Annotated in this window: 15 protein-coding genes and 1 other RNA gene; 9 read left to right on the plus strand and 7 right to left on the minus strand. The window is 74.2% G+C overall.

What is annotated here, in order from left to right:
* Window positions 1-65: 65 nt before the first annotated feature.
* Window positions 66-1,370, minus strand: a complete 1,305-nt coding sequence (locus ACF1BH_RS14560; RefSeq protein ID WP_391642807.1) for a sensor histidine kinase — start codon at window positions 1,368-1,370, stop codon at window positions 66-68.
* 578 nt (window positions 1,371-1,948) lie between these two features.
* Here ACF1BH_RS14560 and ACF1BH_RS14565 point away from each other — a divergent pair.
* From ACF1BH_RS14565 to ACF1BH_RS14575, 3 genes are all read left to right on the plus strand, one after another.
* Window positions 1,949-2,833 (plus strand): MaoC/PaaZ C-terminal domain-containing protein, encoded by an 885-nt coding sequence (locus tag ACF1BH_RS14565; protein ID WP_391642808.1) that lies wholly within the window; start codon window positions 1,949-1,951, stop codon window positions 2,831-2,833.
* 68 nt (window positions 2,834-2,901) lie between these two features.
* Entirely contained in the window at window positions 2,902-3,978 is a 1,077-nt protein-coding gene (locus tag ACF1BH_RS14570; RefSeq protein ID WP_391642809.1) for a Zn-dependent alcohol dehydrogenase, read from the plus strand.
* 61 nt (window positions 3,979-4,039) lie between these two features.
* Window positions 4,040-4,990 carry a 3-oxoacyl-ACP reductase gene (locus ACF1BH_RS14575; protein WP_391642810.1) on the plus strand — a complete coding sequence of 317 codons (951 nt, stop codon included), beginning with the start codon at window positions 4,040-4,042 and terminating at the stop codon, window positions 4,988-4,990.
* 86 nt (window positions 4,991-5,076) lie between these two features.
* On the opposite strand, the gene ACF1BH_RS14580 is transcribed toward ACF1BH_RS14575, so the two are convergent.
* Window positions 5,077-5,244, minus strand: a complete 168-nt coding sequence (locus ACF1BH_RS14580; RefSeq protein WP_391642811.1) for a hypothetical protein — start codon at window positions 5,242-5,244, stop codon at window positions 5,077-5,079.
* A gap of 206 nt (window positions 5,245-5,450) precedes the next feature.
* Window positions 5,451-7,058: a hypothetical protein gene (locus ACF1BH_RS14585; protein ID WP_391642812.1), complete on the minus strand. Its 1,608-nt coding sequence runs from the start codon at window positions 7,056-7,058 to the stop codon at window positions 5,451-5,453.
* 235 nt (window positions 7,059-7,293) lie between these two features.
* Here ACF1BH_RS14585 and ACF1BH_RS14590 point away from each other — a divergent pair, with 235 nt between their 5' ends.
* From ACF1BH_RS14590 to ACF1BH_RS14605, 4 genes are all read left to right on the plus strand, one after another.
* Entirely contained in the window at window positions 7,294-8,325 is a 1,032-nt protein-coding gene (locus ACF1BH_RS14590) for an ABC transporter substrate-binding protein (protein ID WP_391642813.1), read from the plus strand.
* 115 nt (window positions 8,326-8,440) lie between these two features.
* Complete coding sequence (locus ACF1BH_RS14595; RefSeq protein ID WP_391642814.1) at window positions 8,441-9,313, plus strand: Nif3-like dinuclear metal center hexameric protein; 873 nt, start codon at window positions 8,441-8,443, stop codon at window positions 9,311-9,313.
* Window positions 9,310-10,053 carry a zinc ribbon domain-containing protein gene (locus ACF1BH_RS14600; RefSeq protein WP_391643067.1) on the plus strand — a complete coding sequence of 248 codons (744 nt, stop codon included), beginning with the start codon at window positions 9,310-9,312 and terminating at the stop codon, window positions 10,051-10,053. Before ACF1BH_RS14595 ends, ACF1BH_RS14600 begins: the two co-directional genes overlap by 4 nt.
* A 4-nt stretch (window positions 10,054-10,057) precedes the next feature.
* Complete coding sequence (locus ACF1BH_RS14605) at window positions 10,058-11,200, plus strand: bifunctional RNase H/acid phosphatase (protein ID WP_391642815.1); 1,143 nt, start codon at window positions 10,058-10,060, stop codon at window positions 11,198-11,200.
* A gap of 61 nt (window positions 11,201-11,261) precedes the next feature.
* Here the strand turns inward: ACF1BH_RS14605 and eda are convergent, their stop codons facing one another.
* The gene (eda, locus tag ACF1BH_RS14610; protein ID WP_391642816.1) at window positions 11,262-11,903 is read right to left on the minus strand and encodes a bifunctional 4-hydroxy-2-oxoglutarate aldolase/2-dehydro-3-deoxy-phosphogluconate aldolase; all 642 of its coding nucleotides are present in this window, start codon (window positions 11,901-11,903) and stop codon (window positions 11,262-11,264) included.
* Window positions 11,904-11,973: 70 nt separating this feature from the next.
* Window positions 11,974-12,771 carry a peroxide stress protein YaaA gene (gene yaaA, locus ACF1BH_RS14615; RefSeq protein WP_391643068.1) on the minus strand — a complete coding sequence of 266 codons (798 nt, stop codon included), beginning with the start codon at window positions 12,769-12,771 and terminating at the stop codon, window positions 11,974-11,976.
* Window positions 12,772-12,960: 189 nt separating this feature from the next.
* On the opposite strand from yaaA, the gene ACF1BH_RS14620 reads away from it, so the two are divergent.
* Together ACF1BH_RS14620 and rnpB are read left to right on the plus strand one after the other, a co-directional pair.
* Window positions 12,961-14,472, plus strand: a complete 1,512-nt coding sequence (locus ACF1BH_RS14620) for an RNB domain-containing ribonuclease (RefSeq protein WP_391642817.1) — start codon at window positions 12,961-12,963, stop codon at window positions 14,470-14,472.
* A 39-nt stretch (window positions 14,473-14,511) separates the two neighbouring features.
* An RNA gene (rnpB, locus tag ACF1BH_RS14625) (RNase P RNA component class A) lies at window positions 14,512-14,912 on the plus strand.
* A 267-nt stretch (window positions 14,913-15,179) separates the two neighbouring features.
* Here the strand turns inward: rnpB and ACF1BH_RS14630 are convergent.
* Together ACF1BH_RS14630 and ACF1BH_RS14635 are read right to left on the minus strand one after the other, a co-directional pair.
* Window positions 15,180-16,019 (minus strand): hypothetical protein, encoded by an 840-nt coding sequence (locus ACF1BH_RS14630; protein WP_391642818.1) that lies wholly within the window; start codon window positions 16,017-16,019, stop codon window positions 15,180-15,182.
* 173 nt (window positions 16,020-16,192) lie between these two features.
* Window positions 16,193-17,560 carry a DUF3616 domain-containing protein gene (locus ACF1BH_RS14635; RefSeq protein WP_391643069.1) on the minus strand — a complete coding sequence of 456 codons (1,368 nt, stop codon included), beginning with the start codon at window positions 17,558-17,560 and terminating at the stop codon, window positions 16,193-16,195.
* Window positions 17,561-17,616 lie beyond the last annotated feature (56 nt).

A 17,616-nucleotide genomic window follows, 5' to 3' on the forward strand; every position in this document is an offset into this window, starting at 1 on the left:
GCAGGCCCGAGGCATGCCCACCCCGGACCACCCCTCCGCGGGCCCAGGACCTGCCCGCCCCGGGCTCACCCCGCACCGGCCCCGTACTCCGCCGCGCCCGCGTCCTCCGCCGTCCCCACCGGAAGTTCGGCCGTCAGCCGGAAGCCGCGCCGTCCGTCCCGTCCGGTGGTCAGCGTCCCGCCCGCGGCGGCCAGCCGCTCGGCCAGCCCGCGTAGCCCGGTCCCGCCGGCCGGCCGCGATGCCTCCTCCGGCGCCCCCGCCTCCCGTGGGGCGCCCTCCCGTGCGCCGTCCCCGCCGGGCCCCGGAGCCCCGTCGCCGGGCGGCTCCGCCGGGCCCCGGCCGTCGTCCGTCACCGTCAGCCGGGCCCGCTCCTCGTCCGCCCGGACCTCGATGGTGCAGCGGGTCGCGCCGCTGTGCCGCACGGCGTTGGTGACGCCTTCGCGGACCACCCAGCCCAGCAGTGCCCCGGCCTGCGGCGGCAGCGGCGGGCCCGACTGCCGGACCTCCGGGGCGATCCCGGCGGCCTCCAGCAGCGAGCGGGCCCGGTCCAGTTCGACGGTGAGGCTGCCCTCGCGGTAGCCGTTGACCGCCTCCCGGATCTCGGTCAGCGCCTGCCGGCCGACCGCCTCGATGTCGGCCGCCTGCTCCAGCGCCGCCGCCAGATCGCGCGGGCCCAGCCGCCGTACCGCCTCCGCCTTGACGACCACCACCGACAGCGTGTGACCCAGCAGGTCGTGCAGATCGCGGGAGAACCGCAGCCGCTCCCGCTCCACCGCGCCGCGCGCCAGTTCCTGCCGGGTGGCGTTCAGTTCGTTGACGGTGTCGAAGAGGCTGAGCACCGTCGCCGTCACCATGCCGGACAGGAACGCGCCGTACCCGATGCCGAAGGCGCTCCTGGGGTCGTGCCGGCCCATCAGAAAACCGGCCGAGCCGCCGATCACGAGCAGCCAGAGCGCCAGCTTCCGGCCACGTAGCGGCTGGACGGTGCCGGACGCCAGGGCCAGCAGCAGGAAGAAGAGGTACCAGCTCCCGCCGAAGCCGAGAGCGACGGCGTAGGTGACGGCGGCCAGCGCGGCCAGCGCCCACAGCGGTGCGGCCGTGGCGCGCAGCCGCGGGTGGAAGGCGAGGAGGACGACGGAGACGTAGAGGGAGCTGAAGGCCAGCAGCCCGGCACCGGCCAGCCACGGATGACCGGTCCTCCCCTGGAGGAGGTGGGCGAGCGGGCCCGTCCCCAGCAGCAGCCAGGGCAGGAACGCCGCCCGCCCCGGCCCCCGCCCGCGCCGCCGCGCCGCCCACCGCGCCCGGCGCCCCGGCCTCCGCTCCCCGTCGGGCCCGCCCGCCGGGTCCCACACCCCGCCGAGCCGGTCCATCCCCCGCCACCGCCCCCGGCGGCGCGCCCCGCCCTCGGAGTGATCCGTCCACCGCACTGCCGTCCCCCAGGTCCGATCGGTCTCCGCGACGCACGCACCGGCCGCCCGGCCCGCCGCGTCCGTGTGCCACGCCCATGGTTCTCCCGGCACAGACGCTACGCAGCGCCGGTGCGGCCGGGCAGGGACGGATGACGTGCCGGACCGTCCGACAGATGTCACGGGTGCGCCCTTACTGACGGACCGTCAGGGGGTTCCGGGTGCCGGAAGGATCGGCTATACAGGAGCCCATCGGCTAGAACGCGTTCTAAAAGCGCGGGCGCGCCCCGGCACCACCGGACGCGCACCGGACCCGCCGCCCCGGAGCCACCGGGCGCCCACCGGGACCACCGCCCGCCACCGGCCCGAGCCACCCAGGCCCGGTCCACGCCCGGAGAGCGCCGCCCGCCCGCAGCCACCGGGCGGCCGCCGCCCGCCCCGCGCCGCCGGACGCGCCCCGGCCGAACCGGTACGGCCCCGGCCCGTCGACGGTGCGGACGGCGGGCCGGGGTCCTCACAGCCCTAAGGAGCGAGACAGCCCGATGCCCATCGACGTCGCCAAGGCCACCGCCGCCCCGCCGCGGACCACCGAACTCAGCTGGGACCACAAGGACGTTCAGCTCTACCACCTCGGCATCGGCGCCGGCGCGCCCACCCCGGAGAAGGAACACCCCGCCACCGACCCCGACGAGCTGCGCTACACGCTGGAGAGCGCGCTGCACGTGCTGCCCAGCTTCGCCACCGTCGCCGGCGGGGGCATGGCCGTAGCCGGGGGGCTCTCCGCCCCGGGCATCGACGTCGACCTCGCCGCCGTGCTCCACGGCGGCCAGCGCGTCACCGTCCACCGCCCCCTCCCGGTCCGCGGCCGCGCCACCCAGACCTCCACCGTGCCCGCCGTCCACGACAAGACCAAGGCGGCCGTCATCGTGCTGCGCTCCGAGGTCGCCGACGACGACGGGCCGCTGTGGACCTGCGACACCCAGATCTTCGTCCGCGGCGAGGGCGGCTTCGGCGGCGACCGCGGCCCGTCCACCCGGATCGAGGTGCCCGAACGCGCCCCCGACCTCACCACCGAACGCCGCATCCGCGAGGACCAGGCCCTCCTCTACCGCCTCTCCGGCGACTGGAACCCGCTCCACGCCGACCCGTCGTTCGCGAAGCTCGCCGGGTTCGACCGGCCCATCCTGCACGGCCTGTGCTCGTACGGCGTCGCCCTCAAGGCCGTCGTCGACACCGCCCTCGGCGGCGACGTCTCCCGGGTGCGCGCCTACACCACCCGCTTCGCCGGGGTCGTCTTCCCCGGCGAGACGCTGCGCCTGCGGCTGTGGCGCGACGCTCCCGCACCCGGCCGCATCCAGGTGCTGGTCACCGCCGCCGACCGCGACGACGCCCCGGTCCTCGCCGACACCGTCGTCGACCACACCTGACCCACCCGCACGCACCCGCATCCGCACCGCCATCCGCACCGTCCGTTCGTACGAGAAGGAGCCGCACCGTGCGCGCAGCCGTACAGCACGAGACAGGACAGGACACCCTCGACGTCCTCGACGACGTCGAGGCGGTGGGCTTCGGCCCCGGGAAGGTCAGGATGCGGGTGCGGGCCACCGGCCTGTGCCACTCCGACCTCTCCGCGATGAGCGGGGTGCTGCCGCAGCCCGCGCCGTTCGTCCCCGGCCACGAGGGCGCCGGGGAGATCACCGACGTCGGCGACGGCGTCACCGCCCTGTCGCCCGGCGACCGCGTCCTGATGTGCTGGCTGCCCTCCTGCGGCACCTGCCCGTCCTGCAAACGCGGCCAGACCCATCTGTGCCTGGCCGGCTTCATGAACGCCGGGACGCCCAACTTCCGGCGGCCCGGCGGCGACGTCTTCGGCTTCGCCGGCACCGGCACCTTCGCCGAGGAGGTCGTCGTCCCCGCGCACTGCGCCGTCCCCATCCCCGACGACGTGCCGTACGACATCGCCGCGCTCATCGGCTGCGGCGTCACCACCGGCCTCGGCGCCGTGATCAACACCGCGAAGGTGGAGGCGGGATCGTCGGTCGCGGTGATCGGCTGCGGCGGCGTCGGCATCTCCGTCGTCCAGGGCGCCCGGGCCTGCGGCGCCGCCCACATCACCGCCGTCGACCCGGTGCCCGCCCGCCGCGAGGCCGCCCTCCGCTTCGGCGCCACCGAGGCGCTGGCGCCCGACGCGCTCGCCGACGCCAAGGCCAAGGTCACCTCGGGCGAGGGCTACGACTACGTCTTCGAGGTCGTCGGCAGGTCGGCCACCGCCCGCACCGCCTACGAGACCACCCGTCGCGGCGGCACCCTCTGCGTCGTCGGCGCGGGCGCCCTCGACGACACCTTCCAGGTCAACATGTTCGAGCTGTTCTTCGACGAGAAGCGCATCCTGCCCTCCCTCTACGGCGGCGGCGACGTGCTCCGCTCCTATGAACGCGCCATCGCCCTGTGGCGGGCCGGCCGTATCGACCTCGAAGGGCTGATCACCCACCGCGTCCGCCTCGACGACATCAACGACGCCCTCGACCAGATGCGCACCGGCACCTCCCTGCGCACCTGCATCGAGCTGTGACCGCCCGGGCCCAGGCCGCGCCCGACAGGGCCGCCCGCCCCCGCGACCGAGAGGAACGGCATTGACCGGCACTGCACTTCCCCTGGACGGACGCACCGCCGTCGTCACCGGCGCGGGCCGCGGCCTGGGCCGCGCCGAGGCGCTGGAACTGGCCCGGCTCGGCGCCGCCGTCGTCGTCAACGACTTCGGGGCACCGGGCCGCGACGGCTCCGGTGCGGCGTCCGCCGCCCCCGCCGAACAGGTCGTCGCCGAGATCACCGCGGCCGGCGGCCGGGCCGTCGCCCACACCGGCGACGTCGCCGACCACACCCAGGCCCGCGAACTGGTCGAACTGGCCGTCGCGAGCTTCGGCGGCCTCGACATCCTGGTCAACAACGCGGGCATCCTCCGCGACCGGATGGTCTTCTCCATGACCGAGGACGAATGGGACTCGGTCATCCGCGTCCACCTCAAGGGCCACTTCAACACCACCCACTTCGCCGCCGCGTACTGGCGCGGCCGCGCCAAGGCGTCCGGCGGGCCCGCCTACGGCCGGATCGTCAACACCTCCTCCGAGGCGTTCCTCGCCGGCTCCGCGGGCCAGCCCAACTACGCCGCGGCCAAGGGCGGCATCGTCGGCCTGACCACCTCCACCGCGCTGGCGCTCGCCAAGTACGGCGTCACCGCCAACGCCATCTGCCCGCGGGCCCGCACCCGGATGACCGAGGACGTCTTCGCCGGATTCGCCGAGCCCACCGACGGCGGCCTCGACCCGCTGGCCCCGGAACACGTCGCCCCGCTCGTCGGCTACCTCGCCTCCCCGGCGGCCGCCCGCGTCAACGGCCAGCTGCTGGTGGTCCACGGGGGCATGGTCGCCGTCGCCGAACGCCCGCGGATCGCCGCGCAGTTCGACAGTGCGAAGGAGACCTTCACCTACGACGAACTCGACGCGCGGCTCACGCCGTACTACGCGGACCGCCCGGCGGGGGAGACGTTCGCCGCCACCGAGGTCCTGGGCCTCAAGCGGGCCTGATCCCGCGACGGTCACCGCAACGGCAACGGCCCCCGTGCCTTCCGAGGAAGGAGCGGGGGCCGTGACAGGCTCCGGGCGCCGGATGGTCAGGCGTTCTGGGGCTGCTTGGTGCGGCGGTGACGGCCGTTGGCGGCCGCTTTGGCCTCCTCCGTCGCTGCCGGACCGCGGTGCCTGCCGGAGCCATGGGCCTCGGCGGCCTGGGCGGATGCCTCCTGGGGGCGCGCCTCGGTCGTGTCGGTCTGGGCTTCGGGCATGAAAAGTGTCACTCCGTCGGATCGCTTACGGCTGTACGCGTCGGGACCGCCGCGGTGTCGCCGCCGATGGGCCGGGTCGACCAGCAGCTGCGCGGAGGACGTCCCGCGCTCCGTCAGGAGTGAACAGAACAGGGCGACCCCCCTCAGGCCCTGTCGATACACGCACGGCCGCCCTCCGGGCGACAACGGGAGTGTGGCGACAGGCCCTAGCCCCGCTGAATCCTAACGGGGCGGGTGATCACGCTCCACCGGGCCTCCCCGGCCGACAGCGGCGCCTCCTGCAACGGCACCGGTCGGTACGGAGAAGGATGCGCGGAGCCCCCGTACGGTTCCCGGAGCGGGCCGTCCGGATGGGGGGATGGTGTGGAGTTGCCGTCCCGGGGCGGCGGGAACGCCGTGCCGACCGGGGCGATCCGGTTGCGCTCCTGCCACCGCCGGACGGCGTCGAGGTTGTTGCGCACCGGGAGCGGCGGGCGGGTGGTGCGCAGCCCCTGCATCGTGCGCACCGCCTGCGGCAGCCGCGGCCGCTGCGCGTCCGGCGTCTGCACGGTGGCCCCCACCGGCGGCACGGGCACGGTGGCGGGGGCCGGCGGCCGGGGCTCCGCGGAGCGTGCCGCGGGCAGCGCCGGTACCGGGGCGGGCGCGGGGAGCAGGGCCGCCACCGGCGGTGCGGCGGGTGGTGCGGTGGCGGGTGCGGCCGGTGCGGCGGGTGCCGTCACCGGCTCGGGCGCTGGGTCCGGTGCCGGGTCCGGCAGCGGGTCCGGCGCCGGTTCCGCGGTGCGCGGCCACGGCCCGTCGGACGGCTCCAGCGGTACGGCCATCCGCGCCAGACCGCACTCGACCCTCTCCGTGACGTACGGCAGCAGCAGTTCGCCGTCCGCGCTCCAGCGGCCCGCACCGGACAGCCAGCCGTCGGGGGCCGGGAGCTGACGCAGGCCCTTGGCGGCCGGGCGCCAGACGCCGAGGCGCTCGCCGTCGGCGTCCTCGACGCGCCAGGCCACTGCGGACTGCTCCGGCGTCAGCAGCTGCCCGGGCTGGACGGCGAACGGGGTGAGCGTGGCGCCCGGCGGCCGCAGACAGGAGGGGAACCGCACCGGGAGCGCACTGCCGAGGACGCCCCAGCCCAGCCGGTCCTCGCCCGGTGCGTCGGAGCGGACCAGCAGCAGTCCGCTGTCCGGATCGGCCAGCAGCAGCCGGTCGTTGCTCTCCTCGGTGATCTGGAGGAGGAGTGTCGTTTCGCCGTCACGGGTCAGATCGACGGCGACGGTCTTCGTCCGGCCGTCCAGCTCCTGATCGACGGCGAGCAGCTGCCCGGAGCGGTCCAGCCAGGCGCCGCCGGTGCACCGCCCGGGGAGTTCCGCGAGGTGCTCGGGGCCGTCCGGACCGCCGTGCAGCAGCCACAGGGAGGTGGAGGTGTCACCCGGCGTCAGCGCGTGCGCGCTCCGGCCGCCCGGCGCCGGGGGCAGCAGCGTCAGCTCCGGCGCCTCGATGGTGCCGAGCGGGAGTTCGCCGGTGCCCGGGCCCGTCGGGTACAGCAACGCGAGGGAGAAGCCGTCCTCGACCGGCCGCCGGATCAGCACCCGGCCGTCCGCCAGCGGCAGCAGCGCGCTGTCCGGCGCCTCGGGGGCGTCGCCGGGCAGCGGTACGGCGTAGGGCTCCGGTCCGCTGAGCGTCCAGCGCTCCGGGAACCAGCCGTCCCCTCCGCCGTCCTGACGCACCAGCCGGGCCGCGTACGAGCCGTCGGCGGCGAGGGTGAGCGGTGCGCGGGGCGGACGTCCGGGCGCCGCACCGTCTTCCCTGACACAGACCGTCATCGGATGGTCACCTCCAGTCATCATGGCCGAAGGTAGTTTTCGGACTTCCGGCCGATCAACGTGTGCGGAGAGGGTTCACGCATAAGGGTGGCGAAAGTCCGGTTCGCCGGTCTTGGTCGGGGTGCCTGTGCTGCGAGTTTCAAGCATGCGTAAAGTAAGGGCTGCCTAACCTCACGTTGCGCCGGGTGTGCCGCCTGCCGTGGGCCGCCCGCAGTCCGACCCCCTGGAGTACGCGATGTCCCTTCGCCGCCGCGGCACCGCCGCCGCAGCCCTCGCCGCCGCCGGTGCCCTCGCCCTCGCGGCCTGCGGTTCCTCCGACGGGGGCGGCAAGAACGACAACGGCGCCGGCTCCAAGTCCGTCGCCCAGGGCGGCAAGGACTTCGCCAAGGCGGCGGAGGAGACCGCCAAGATGGGCACCGACGCCGAGCCCGGCCAGTTCCCCCGCACCATCAAGCACGCCATGGGCACCACCGAGCTGAAGGCCGCACCCAAGCGCGTCATCGTCCTCGACGTCGGCGAGCTGGACAACGTCGTCTCCCTCGGCATCAAGCCCGTCGGCTACGCCCCCACCGAGGGCGACGAGTCGATCCCGGACTACCTGAAGAAGGACGCCGGCAACCCCAAGAGCGTCGGCACCATCAACGGCCTCAACCTGGAGGCCGTCAACAAGCTCAAGCCCGACCTGATCCTCGGCAGCAAGCTCCGCGCCGAGAAGCAGTACGCACAGCTCTCGAAGATCGCCCCGACCGTCTTCTCCATCCGCCCGGGCTTCACCTGGAAGGAGAACTACCTCCTCAACGCCGCCGCGCTGGACAGGACCGCCGAGGCGAAGGCGAAGCTCGCCGCGTACGAGGAGAAGGCGAAGAAGCTCGGCGAGGACATCGGCCCGAAGAAGCCGACCGTCACGATGCTGCGCTACATGCCGCAGTTCACCCGCCTCTACGCCCAGCAGTCCTTCATCGGCACCCTCCTCAAGGACGTCGGGCTGCCCCGCCCGAAGAACCAGCAGGTCGACGATCTCGCCACCGAGGTCAGCCCGGAGAACATCAACCAGGCGGACGCCGACTGGATCTTCACCGGCGTCTACGGCGACCCGAAGGCCACCAAGCGGGACACCGCCGAGTCCAACCCGCTGTGGAAGAACCTCAAGGCGGTCAAGGACGGCCACGCCAAGAACGTCGAGGACGAGACCTGGTATCTCGGCCTCGGCGTCACCGCCGCCGACAGCGTCCTCGACGACCTGCGCGGATACCTCGTCAAGAAGTGACGTCCCGGCCCGGCGGCGCGGCGGCGGACGGGGGCGCGCCGCGCCGCCGGGCACCCGTCGCCGCCCGCCGGGGACGCGGGACCGCGGGCCCCGGGCGGGAGGTAACCTTCCACCCGTGCCCGCACTGTCTGAAGTCCTCACCGCTCTCGACGCCCTCTGGCCCGCCGAGCGGGCCGAAGGCTGGGACGCCGTCGGCACGGTCTGCGGCGACCCCGCCGCGCGGGTCGAGCGCGTCCTGTTCGCCGTCGACCCCGTCCAGGCCGTCGCCGACGAAGCGGTCTCCCTCGGCGCCGACCTCCTCGTCACCCACCACCCGCTCTACCTGCGCGGAACGACGACGGTGGCGGCGTCCACCTTCAAGGGCAAGGTCGTCCACACGCTGATCCGCGCCGGTATCGCCCTGCACGTCGCGCACACCAACGCCGACACCGCCGACCCGGGCGTCTCCGACGCCCTGGCCGGCGCCCTCGACCTGCGGATCACCGGCCCGCTGGTGCCGGACACCACCGACCCGCACGGCCGCCGCGGCCTGGGCCGGATCGGCGAACTGCCGCAGCCGATGACGCTCGCCGAGCTGACCGCGTACGCCGCGGCCCGGCTGCCGGCCACCGCGCAGGGCATCCGCGCGGCCGGTGACCCGGACCGCGTCATCCGCACGCTCGCCGTCTCCGGCGGCTCGGGCGACAGCCTCTTCGACGCGGTGCGGGCCTCCGGTGTGGACGCGTTCCTCACCGCGGACCTGCGCCACCACCCGGCCTCCGAGGCCACCCAGAGCGTGGGCGCCGTCCCCCCGGCGCTGCTCGACGCCGCGCACTGGGCCACCGAGTGGCCCTGGTGCGAGCAGGCCGCCGCCCAGCTCGACGCCGTCTCCGACCGCCACGGCTGGGGCCTGCGCACGCACGTCTCCCGTACGGTCACCGACCCCTGGACCGCCCACGCGGCGTCCGCCCCTCTCACCCCGACACACACCACAGGAGCCCCCCGCTGAACGCCGCGCCCGCCGACCAGATCCGCCTCCTCGACGTCCAGGCCCTGGACGTCCGCCTCACCCAGCTCGCGCACAAGCGCAAGAACCTCCCCGAGCTGGCCGAGCTGTCCACCCTGGAGGCCGACCTCACCCAGCAGCGCGACCTGCTCGTCGCCGCGCAGACCGAGGAGAGCGACACCGCCCGCGAGCAGACCAAGGCCGAGCAGGACGTGGACCAGGTGCGCCAGCGCGCCGCCCGCGACCAGAAGCGCCTGGACTCCGGCGCCGTCACCTCGCCCAAGGACCTGGAGAGCCTCCAGCGCGAACTGGCCTCCCTCGCCAAGCGCCAGGGTGACCTGGAGGACATCGTCCTGGAGGTCATGGAGCGCCGCGAGGCCGCCCAGGCGCGCGCCGCCGAACTCTCCGAGCGGGTCGCCGCCGTCCAGGCCCAGGTCGACGAGGTCACCGCCCGCCGCGACGCCGCGTACGCCGAGATCGACGGCGAGGCCGAGACGGTCACCAAGGAGCGCGGGCTGACCGTCGCCGACATCCCCGCCGACCTGCTGAAGCTCTACGACCGGCTGCGCGAGAAGCACGGCGGCATCGGTGCGGCCCGCCTCTACCAGCGCCGCTGTGAGGGCTGCCGCCTGGAGCTGGACCTCACCGAGCTGAACGACGTCCGCTCGGCCGCCGCCGACACCGTCGTGCGCTGCGAGAACTGCAGCCGCATCCTGGTCCGCACGCCCGACTCCGGTCTGTAGGCCCGTGGTCCGCACCCTGATCGTCGAGGCGGACGGCGGCTCCCGGGGCAACCCGGGCCCGGCCGGTTACGGCGCCGTCGTCCTCGACGCGGCCACCGGCGAAGCCCTCGCCGAGGCCGCCGAGTTCCTCGGCACCGTCACCAACAACGTCGCCGAGTACCGCGGTCTCGTCGCCGGGCTGCGGGCGGCGCACGCCCTCGACCCGGCGGCCCGGATCCGGGTGCGGATGGACTCCAAGCTCGTCGTCGAGCAGATGTCGGGCCGCTGGCAGATCAAACACCCCGGCATGAAGCCGCTCGCCGCCGAGGCGGCCGCCGCCCACCCGGCGGATCTGGTCTCGTACGAGTGGATCCCGCGGGCGCGGAACAAGCACGCCGACCGGCTCGCCAACGAGGCGATGGACGCCGGGCGCGACGGCCGGCAGTGGCAGCCCGCGGACTCCCGCGCCGCACTCGACGCCCCCGCGCGCACCGGCAAGGACACCTCCGCGAACGCCGCCCCGGGCTGGGGCGACGCCGACCTCGGCAAGCCCGCCACCCTCGTCCTGCTGCGCCACGGCGAGACGGCGCTGACCCCGCAGAAGCGCTTCTCGGGCAGTGGCGGCGGCGACCCGGAGCTGTCCCCGGCCGGACTGCGGCAGGCCGAGGCGGCCGCCGCCGCGCTGGCCGCCCGCGGGACGATCGAGGCGGTCGTCAGCTCCCCGCTGCGCCGCTGCCGGGAGACCGCCGCGGTCGTCGCGGGCAGGCTCGGGCTCGACGTCCGGATCGAGGACGGGCTGCGCGAGACGGACTTCGGCGCCTGGGAGGGCCTGACGTTCGGCGAGGTCCGCGAGCGGTACCCGGACGACCTCGACGCCTGGCTGGGCTCCACCCGGGTCGCGCCGACCGGCGGCGGCGAGGCGTTCGCGACGGTGGCCCGCCGGGTCGCCGCCGCCCGCGACGCGCTGACCGCCCGGTACGCGGGCCGTACCGTCCTCGTGGTCACGCATGTCACGCCGATCAAGACGCTGGTCCGGCTGGCGCTCGGCGCGCCGCCCGAGGCGCTGTACCGCATGGAGCTGTCGGCCGCCTCGCTCTCCGCCGTCGCGTACTACGCCGACGGCAACGCCTCGCTGCGGCTGCTGAACGACACCTCGCACCTGCGCTGACGACGGTACGACGACGGGCCCGGCACCTGCGGGAGGTGCCGGGCCCGTCGTCGTACGGAGATCAGACCGCCAACGCGGCGGCCTCGCGGGCGAGTTCGGTGACCCGGCCCCAGTCCTTGGCGGCCAGCGCGTCGGCCGGGAGCATCCAGGTGCCGCCGACGCAGCCGACGTTGGGCAGCGCCAGGTAGGACGGCGCGGAGGCGGCGCCGATGCCGCCGGTCGGGCAGAAGCGGGCCTGCGGCAGCGGCGAGGCCAGCGACTTCAGGTACGGGGTGCCGCCCGCGGCCTCGGCGGGGAAGAACTTCATCTCCGTCACGCCGCGCTCCAGCAGCGTCACCACCTCCGACGTCGTCGAGACGCCGGGCAGGAACGGCACACCGGAGTCCTCCATCGCGGCCAGCAGCCGCGGCGACCACCCGGGGCTCACCAGGAACCGCGCACCGGCGCCGCAGGCGGCCGTGACCTGCTCGGGCCTCAGCAGGGTGCCCGCGCCGACCACCGCGTCCGGCACCTCGGCGGCGATAGCGGCCAGCGCGTCGAGTGCGGCGGGCGTGCGGAGCGTCACCTCGATCGCGGGCAGTCCGCCGTCGACCAGGGCGCGGGCGAGCGGCACGGCGTCGGCGACGTCCTGGATCACGACGACCGGGATGACGGGGGCGAGGCCCAGCACGGAGGCGGGCGCGGGGGAGGGGGCAGCGTGCATCACGCGCCCATACTGCGCCCCTCCCCGCACAATCCGCAACGCGCGTTGCATAATGCGCAACGCGCTGGTCTCAGACCTCCGTGACGACGACGTCCACCGCCCACGGGCGGCCCGCCCGCGCCGGGGCCTCGGCCTCCACCGTGTACCCGAGCGCGCGCAACGCCTCCACCAGCTCCGCCGGACCCTCCGGCGCCACCCCGGCGGTCAGCAGATCGCGGACCATCCGCCCCTTCGTCGCCTTGTTGAAGTGGCTGACCACCGACCGCTTCTCCACCCCGTCCACGATCTTCGACTGGAGCACCCGCACCGTCACCGTCCGCCCCGCGACCTCCCCCTTCGGCTTCCACGCCGTCGCATACGCCGCCGACCGCAGATCCAGCACCACCCCGGTCGCCGCCACCTCCGGCAACACCTGCGCCATCGGCTCCCGCCAGTACGCCCCGAGCGCCCCCAGCCCCGGCAGCTTCACCCCCACCGAGCAGCGGTACGACGGGATCGCGTCATCGGGCCGCACCGCGCCCCACAGCCCCGAGAACACCAGCAGCGACCGGTCGGCCCGCGCCCGCGCCGCCGCATCCAGCGTCGTCAGCCCCAGGGCGTCGTAGAGCACCCCGGTGTAGATCTCCGCGGCGGGCCGGGTGCCCGCCGTCCGCAGCGCCGCGTTCTTCGCGACCTCGCCCCGCAGGCCCACACCGATGCCCAGCGTCTCGCGCGCCTTCTCCTCGTCGCCCGAGCAGAGCGCGATCAGCTCCTCCAGCACCGCCTCCCGCGCGCTGCCGAGCCCCGGCAGCGACAGCCCGGCCATCTCCAGCGGCGCCCCCTCGCCCCCCGCGGCCTTCCCCTCGGACGGCGGCAACAGCACCAGCACGGTCTTCTCCTTCACGCGGCGACGGCGGTACGACGGCCCCGGCGACGCACCGCGCCCCGGACCCCGCCACAGCGTAGATCCTGCCGACGACCGGGACGGAACCGCAGCTCACGGCCGCGTTCGGGGCCCGCACCCGACCGGCCCCGCCGTACCGCGCCGCGCCCGCCGCACCGCCTTACGCTCGGTGACATGCCCCGCCGCCCCATGCATGTGACCGACGCCGCGCAGGACCCGCTGCGCGCCGCGCTGCGCGGACTGCGCTGGCGGCTGGAGATCCCCGAACACTTCCCGCCCACCGCCCAGGCCGAGGCCGACAGCGCGGCCCTCGCCCCGCGCATCCCCACCGCCACCGGCGACGTCGCCACCGCCCACAGCCTCGCCGACGCCACCGACCTGCCGCTCTTCACCCTCGAACCGCCCGGCACCCCCGACCTCGACCGCGCGATGTTCCTCGCCCGCCGCCCCGCCGGACGCGGCTTCCGCCTCCACTACGCCGTCGCCGACGTCGCCTCCTTCGTCACCCCCGGCGGCGCCCTCGACGCCGAGGCCCACCACCGCGTCACCACCCTCCACTTCCCCGACGAACGCGTCCCCCTCCACCCGTACGCCCTCAGCGAGCGGGCCGCCGGACTCCTGCCCGACGAGGACCGCCCGGCCGTCCTGTGGCAGCTCGACCTCGACGCGGACGGCGCGCTGACCACCGCCTCCGTCCGCCGCGCCCGCGTCCGCTCCCGCGCCCGCCTCGACCACCCCGCCGTCCAGCGCATCCTCCACGACGGCACCGCCGAGGAGCCCCTCACCCTGCTCCGCGAGGCCGGACTGCTGCGCGAGGCCCGCGAACGCGCCCGCGGCGGGGTCTCCCTGTACGTCCCCGAGGCCCGCCTCACCGCCCACGACGGCCACTACGCCCTCGCCTACCGCGCCCCGCTGCCCGTCGAACGGTTCACCGCCCAGCTCGCCCGGCTGGTCGGCGTGGCCGCAGCCGACCTGATGCTCGCCGCCGGCACCGGCATCCTGCGGACCCTGCCCACCGCCCCGCACGGCGACGTCGCCCGCCTGCGCCGCACCGCCGACGCCCTCGGGGTCGACTGGCCGCACCACACGTCGTACGCCGCGCTCGTCCGCGGCCTCGACCCGCACCGCGCCTCGCACGCCGCGTTCCTCCAGGAGTGCGCCACCGTGCTGCGCGGCGGCGACTACCTCGCGTTCGACGGCCGCCCCCCGCCCCCGCCCGCCGCGGTGCACGCCGCCGTAGCCCTGCCCTACGCCCACGCCACCGCCCCGCTGAGCCGCCTCGTCGACCGCTACACCTCCGAACTCTGCCTGGCCGCCTCGGCCGGTATCGCCCCGCCGCCCTGGGTGCGCTCCGTCCTGACCGGCCTGCCCGCCACCATGGCGACCGGCGCCCGCCGCGCCGACGCCGCCGAGCGCGCCTGCGTCGCCCTCGTCGCCGCCGCCCTGCTGCGCGACCGGATCGGCGAGACCTTCGACGCCGTCGTCACCGGCACCGATGCGGACGCCGCCCCCGACGGCGACGCCGACGCTCCCGCCGGGGCCACCGTCCACCTCCGTACCCCCGCCGTCACCGGCCACCTCACCGTCCCGCCCGGCGCCCCCGCCCCGCGCCCCGGCGACGCCCTCCGCGTCCGCCTCGCCGCCGCCGAACCGGGCAGCGACCCCGTCCGCTTCACCCCGGCCTGACCGCCGGCCCCGGCCGGGTAGCATGGTCACCACGGCGGACGAGCCGGCCGGGCGGCCGCGTGAGGATCTTCGGACCCTCCCGAGGAACGTCCGGGCTCCACAGGGCAGGGTGGTGGGTAACGCCCACCCGGGGTGACCCGCGGGACAGTGCCACAGAGAACAGACCGCCGGAGCCGCAAGGCGCCGGTAAGGGTGAAACGGTGGTGTAAGAGACCACCAGCCTCCGAGGTGACTCGGAGGGCTCGGTAAACCCCACCCGGAGCAAGGTCAAGAGGGAGCGCCCCGGCGCTCCTGCGCGGACGATCGAGGGCTGCCCGCCCGAGTCCGCGGGTAGACCGCACGAGGCTGTCGGCAACGGCAGCCCTAGATGGATGGCCGCCTCCCCTCGGCCCGCAAGGACCGGGGGAGACAGAACCCGGCGTACAGGCCGGTCTCGTCCGCCGGCTGACGTAAAAGGGCCTCCGGCCTGGGAAAATTCCAGGTCGGAGGCCCTTTTCGTGTCCCGTGAGGACGTAGCGACATGGTCACTCCTGAATATAAAGAAGGCTCCCCTGCGTACGGCAGGGGAGCCTTCGCCATTTCTTGTACGGATCGTCGTTCACCCACCCGGACAACACCGAATTGGGCGACCCCGATCTGTTCGAATGGTGGGACGACGGCCCCGACGGCTGGTGGCCGACTGCTCTCGATGCCCTTCCGGCCGAGCTTCAGATTCGTTGTGCGATGCGGGTGAGTTCGGCGCTGAATTCCCGAAGTTCTGGTGACGGCCGTTTCGCCTCGGCCACAACTTTCCGGACGGCTTCTGCCTCTTTCCGAATGCAGCCCGGTTCTGGAATGCTCAAACCCTCAGTTGCTGCCCGACGTGCATTTTCCAGGTAGGACTCCAGTAGATCAGGTGTCACGATCATGGTCGCTTCTGGCACGTCGATGCGGACGTCGTCGTCGGCGTGCAGCGCGACATCGAACGTGTAGATATACGGCAGATTCCCACTCCACTCGACTTCGGGACCGAGGCTGAATGCCACCCGCTCTTGACGATGCGGCGGCACAGTGTATTTCATCTTCCGCTTTACGGAGAAGGATGTGCCGCCTTGGTTGGGGACCTTGATGTTGTACTGCGCCCTGAGTTCGGTACCCCCCGCTCCGGAGGTGCACTTCAGTTCCTCTGCCGAACTGAAGTGGAAGACGGCATCCGTCACCAGAACCGGGTCGTCGCTGGTGTTCCTCAGTGTCACACTCAGCATGGAGGCTCGCATATTTATGCGCCCGGGCGGGCTGTCGGGCGTCGTGAAATCGGCGCGGATGTTCTCCTCGCGGTCCACATCGGAGTCGACCAGCTCAATTCCTTTTGCGGCCTCCGGCTGCAAGCCCGGAACAAGAAGAAAAACCAGCCCAACGACACCTGCGACAGCGCCGACTGCCCCGCCGACGGCCGCGATCACCGCTTGCGCACGTGCCCAGAACCCCCCGGAGCTGCCTTCCGGACCCGGCGCTGACCCGTCCGGCATCTCTCCGGTCTGACCAAGCTCTTCATCGCTACCAGGCATGAAGCCCCCCGTCGGGAACCGACCTACGAATCAGGGGAGTTGATGATGTCACGCTTCTGCATGTCCCGGGCCTCGTGAGGGCTGGGAATGAGCAACCTGACGTACGGGCCGGTCTCGTCCGCCAGGGGAAGGCGGCATCCGGCCCGTACGCACCGGATGCCGCCCCCTCACGCCTACCGACCGCCCCCTGTCCCCACCGGGAACCACGTCGCGCGGGACTTCTTCCACTCGTCGTGCGGGAGGTCCTTCGCCTCGGTGCCGTCGCCGTAGAGGTCGGCGGAGCCGTCGTCGGTGATGAGTTGGGCGCGGGCGTCCGGGGTGGTGAGGTCGGGGACGTCCACCACGGCTTCCCAGCCGCCGGGGTCCTTCGTCGGCAGGTCCTGCGACTTGACCGGGGCGTGCCCGGGGACGCCGTCCCAGGTGTAGAGGGCGTACGGGGCGCTGTTGTCCTCGGCGGACCAGGAGCCGGCGACGATCAGGTACTGGTCGGCGGCGTTCTTGCGGATGTCGCGGACGGAGAGGCCGCCGAGGTCCAGTTCGACGGGGGTGCCGACGGTGGCGTGGGCGCCGTCGGCGACGACCTTGTCGAAGTTGGTGACCGGCACCAGCAGCGCCTTGCCGCCCTTCTTCGGCGGGACCAGCGGCGCGCGGAAGCCGATGTACGCGGTGCTGGTGGAGCCGGGCGCGAACTCCAGGCCCTCCACGTTGAACCCGTCGATCTGCTTGGGCACCTGGCCCTCGGCCGTACCGGCGGCGAAGCCGTACCTGTCGTCGTGCTTCTCGTCCCACTTCACGAGGTCGTCGCGGAGCTTCTTGTACGAGCCGCCGAGGGACAGTCGGGTGGCGGCGCCGGAGCCGGAGACCTTCGTGGTGAAGACGGTGGCGCGGTCGGGCTTGAAGTTGCCCTTCTTGTTGTTGCCCAGCGAGCCGGTCCAGTAGATCGTGTCGCCGGCGCGGGCCGCCGCCTCGATGTCGATCTCTTTGGAGACGCCCAACTCGTCGCTGAAGTCCCAGGTCTTCACAGGGGCGCCGCCGGCCCTCCGGTCGTACAGACGCAGCACGTTCGACTCGTCGTCGGCGACGACGACATAGCCGCCGCCGACGTCCACGGCGGCCGAGGCGTCGCTGGAGCCGGTGAAGTAGCGGGTGTCCGCGGCGCGTTGGACGGCGGCGGAGGCCGCGTAGTGCAGCGTGGTGGTGGCCGAGCCGCCGTCGCCGTCCGTGACCTCGATCTTCAGGTCGGTGTAGCCGGCGCCGCGGGCGGTGACGGTGAGCTTCCGGGTGGCGCCGTCACCGCTGACGTGCACGTCGCCGGTGCGGGCGACGGAGGTGTCGGAGCTGGAGCGCGCCGACACCTTCAGCGCCGAGGCGTCGCCGCCGGACAGTGTGACGGTCACCGACGGGTCGCCGGTGGCGTCCACCGCACCGGAGAGATAGCCGGCCGACAGGGAAATGTCCGGTCCGCCGGAGGCGGCGGCGAGTGCGGGACCGCCCAGCCCGGCGGCGGTGAGGCCGAGGGCCGCGCCGAGGACGAGCGGGATCCGGCTCCGGGACCCGCGGAGGGAGGGGCGGGGCGACGGGTGGGGGGACGGGGAAA

The organism is Streptomyces sp. NPDC014733 (genome assembly GCF_043083385.1).
Lineage (GTDB): Bacteria > Actinomycetota > Actinomycetes > Streptomycetales > Streptomycetaceae > Streptomyces.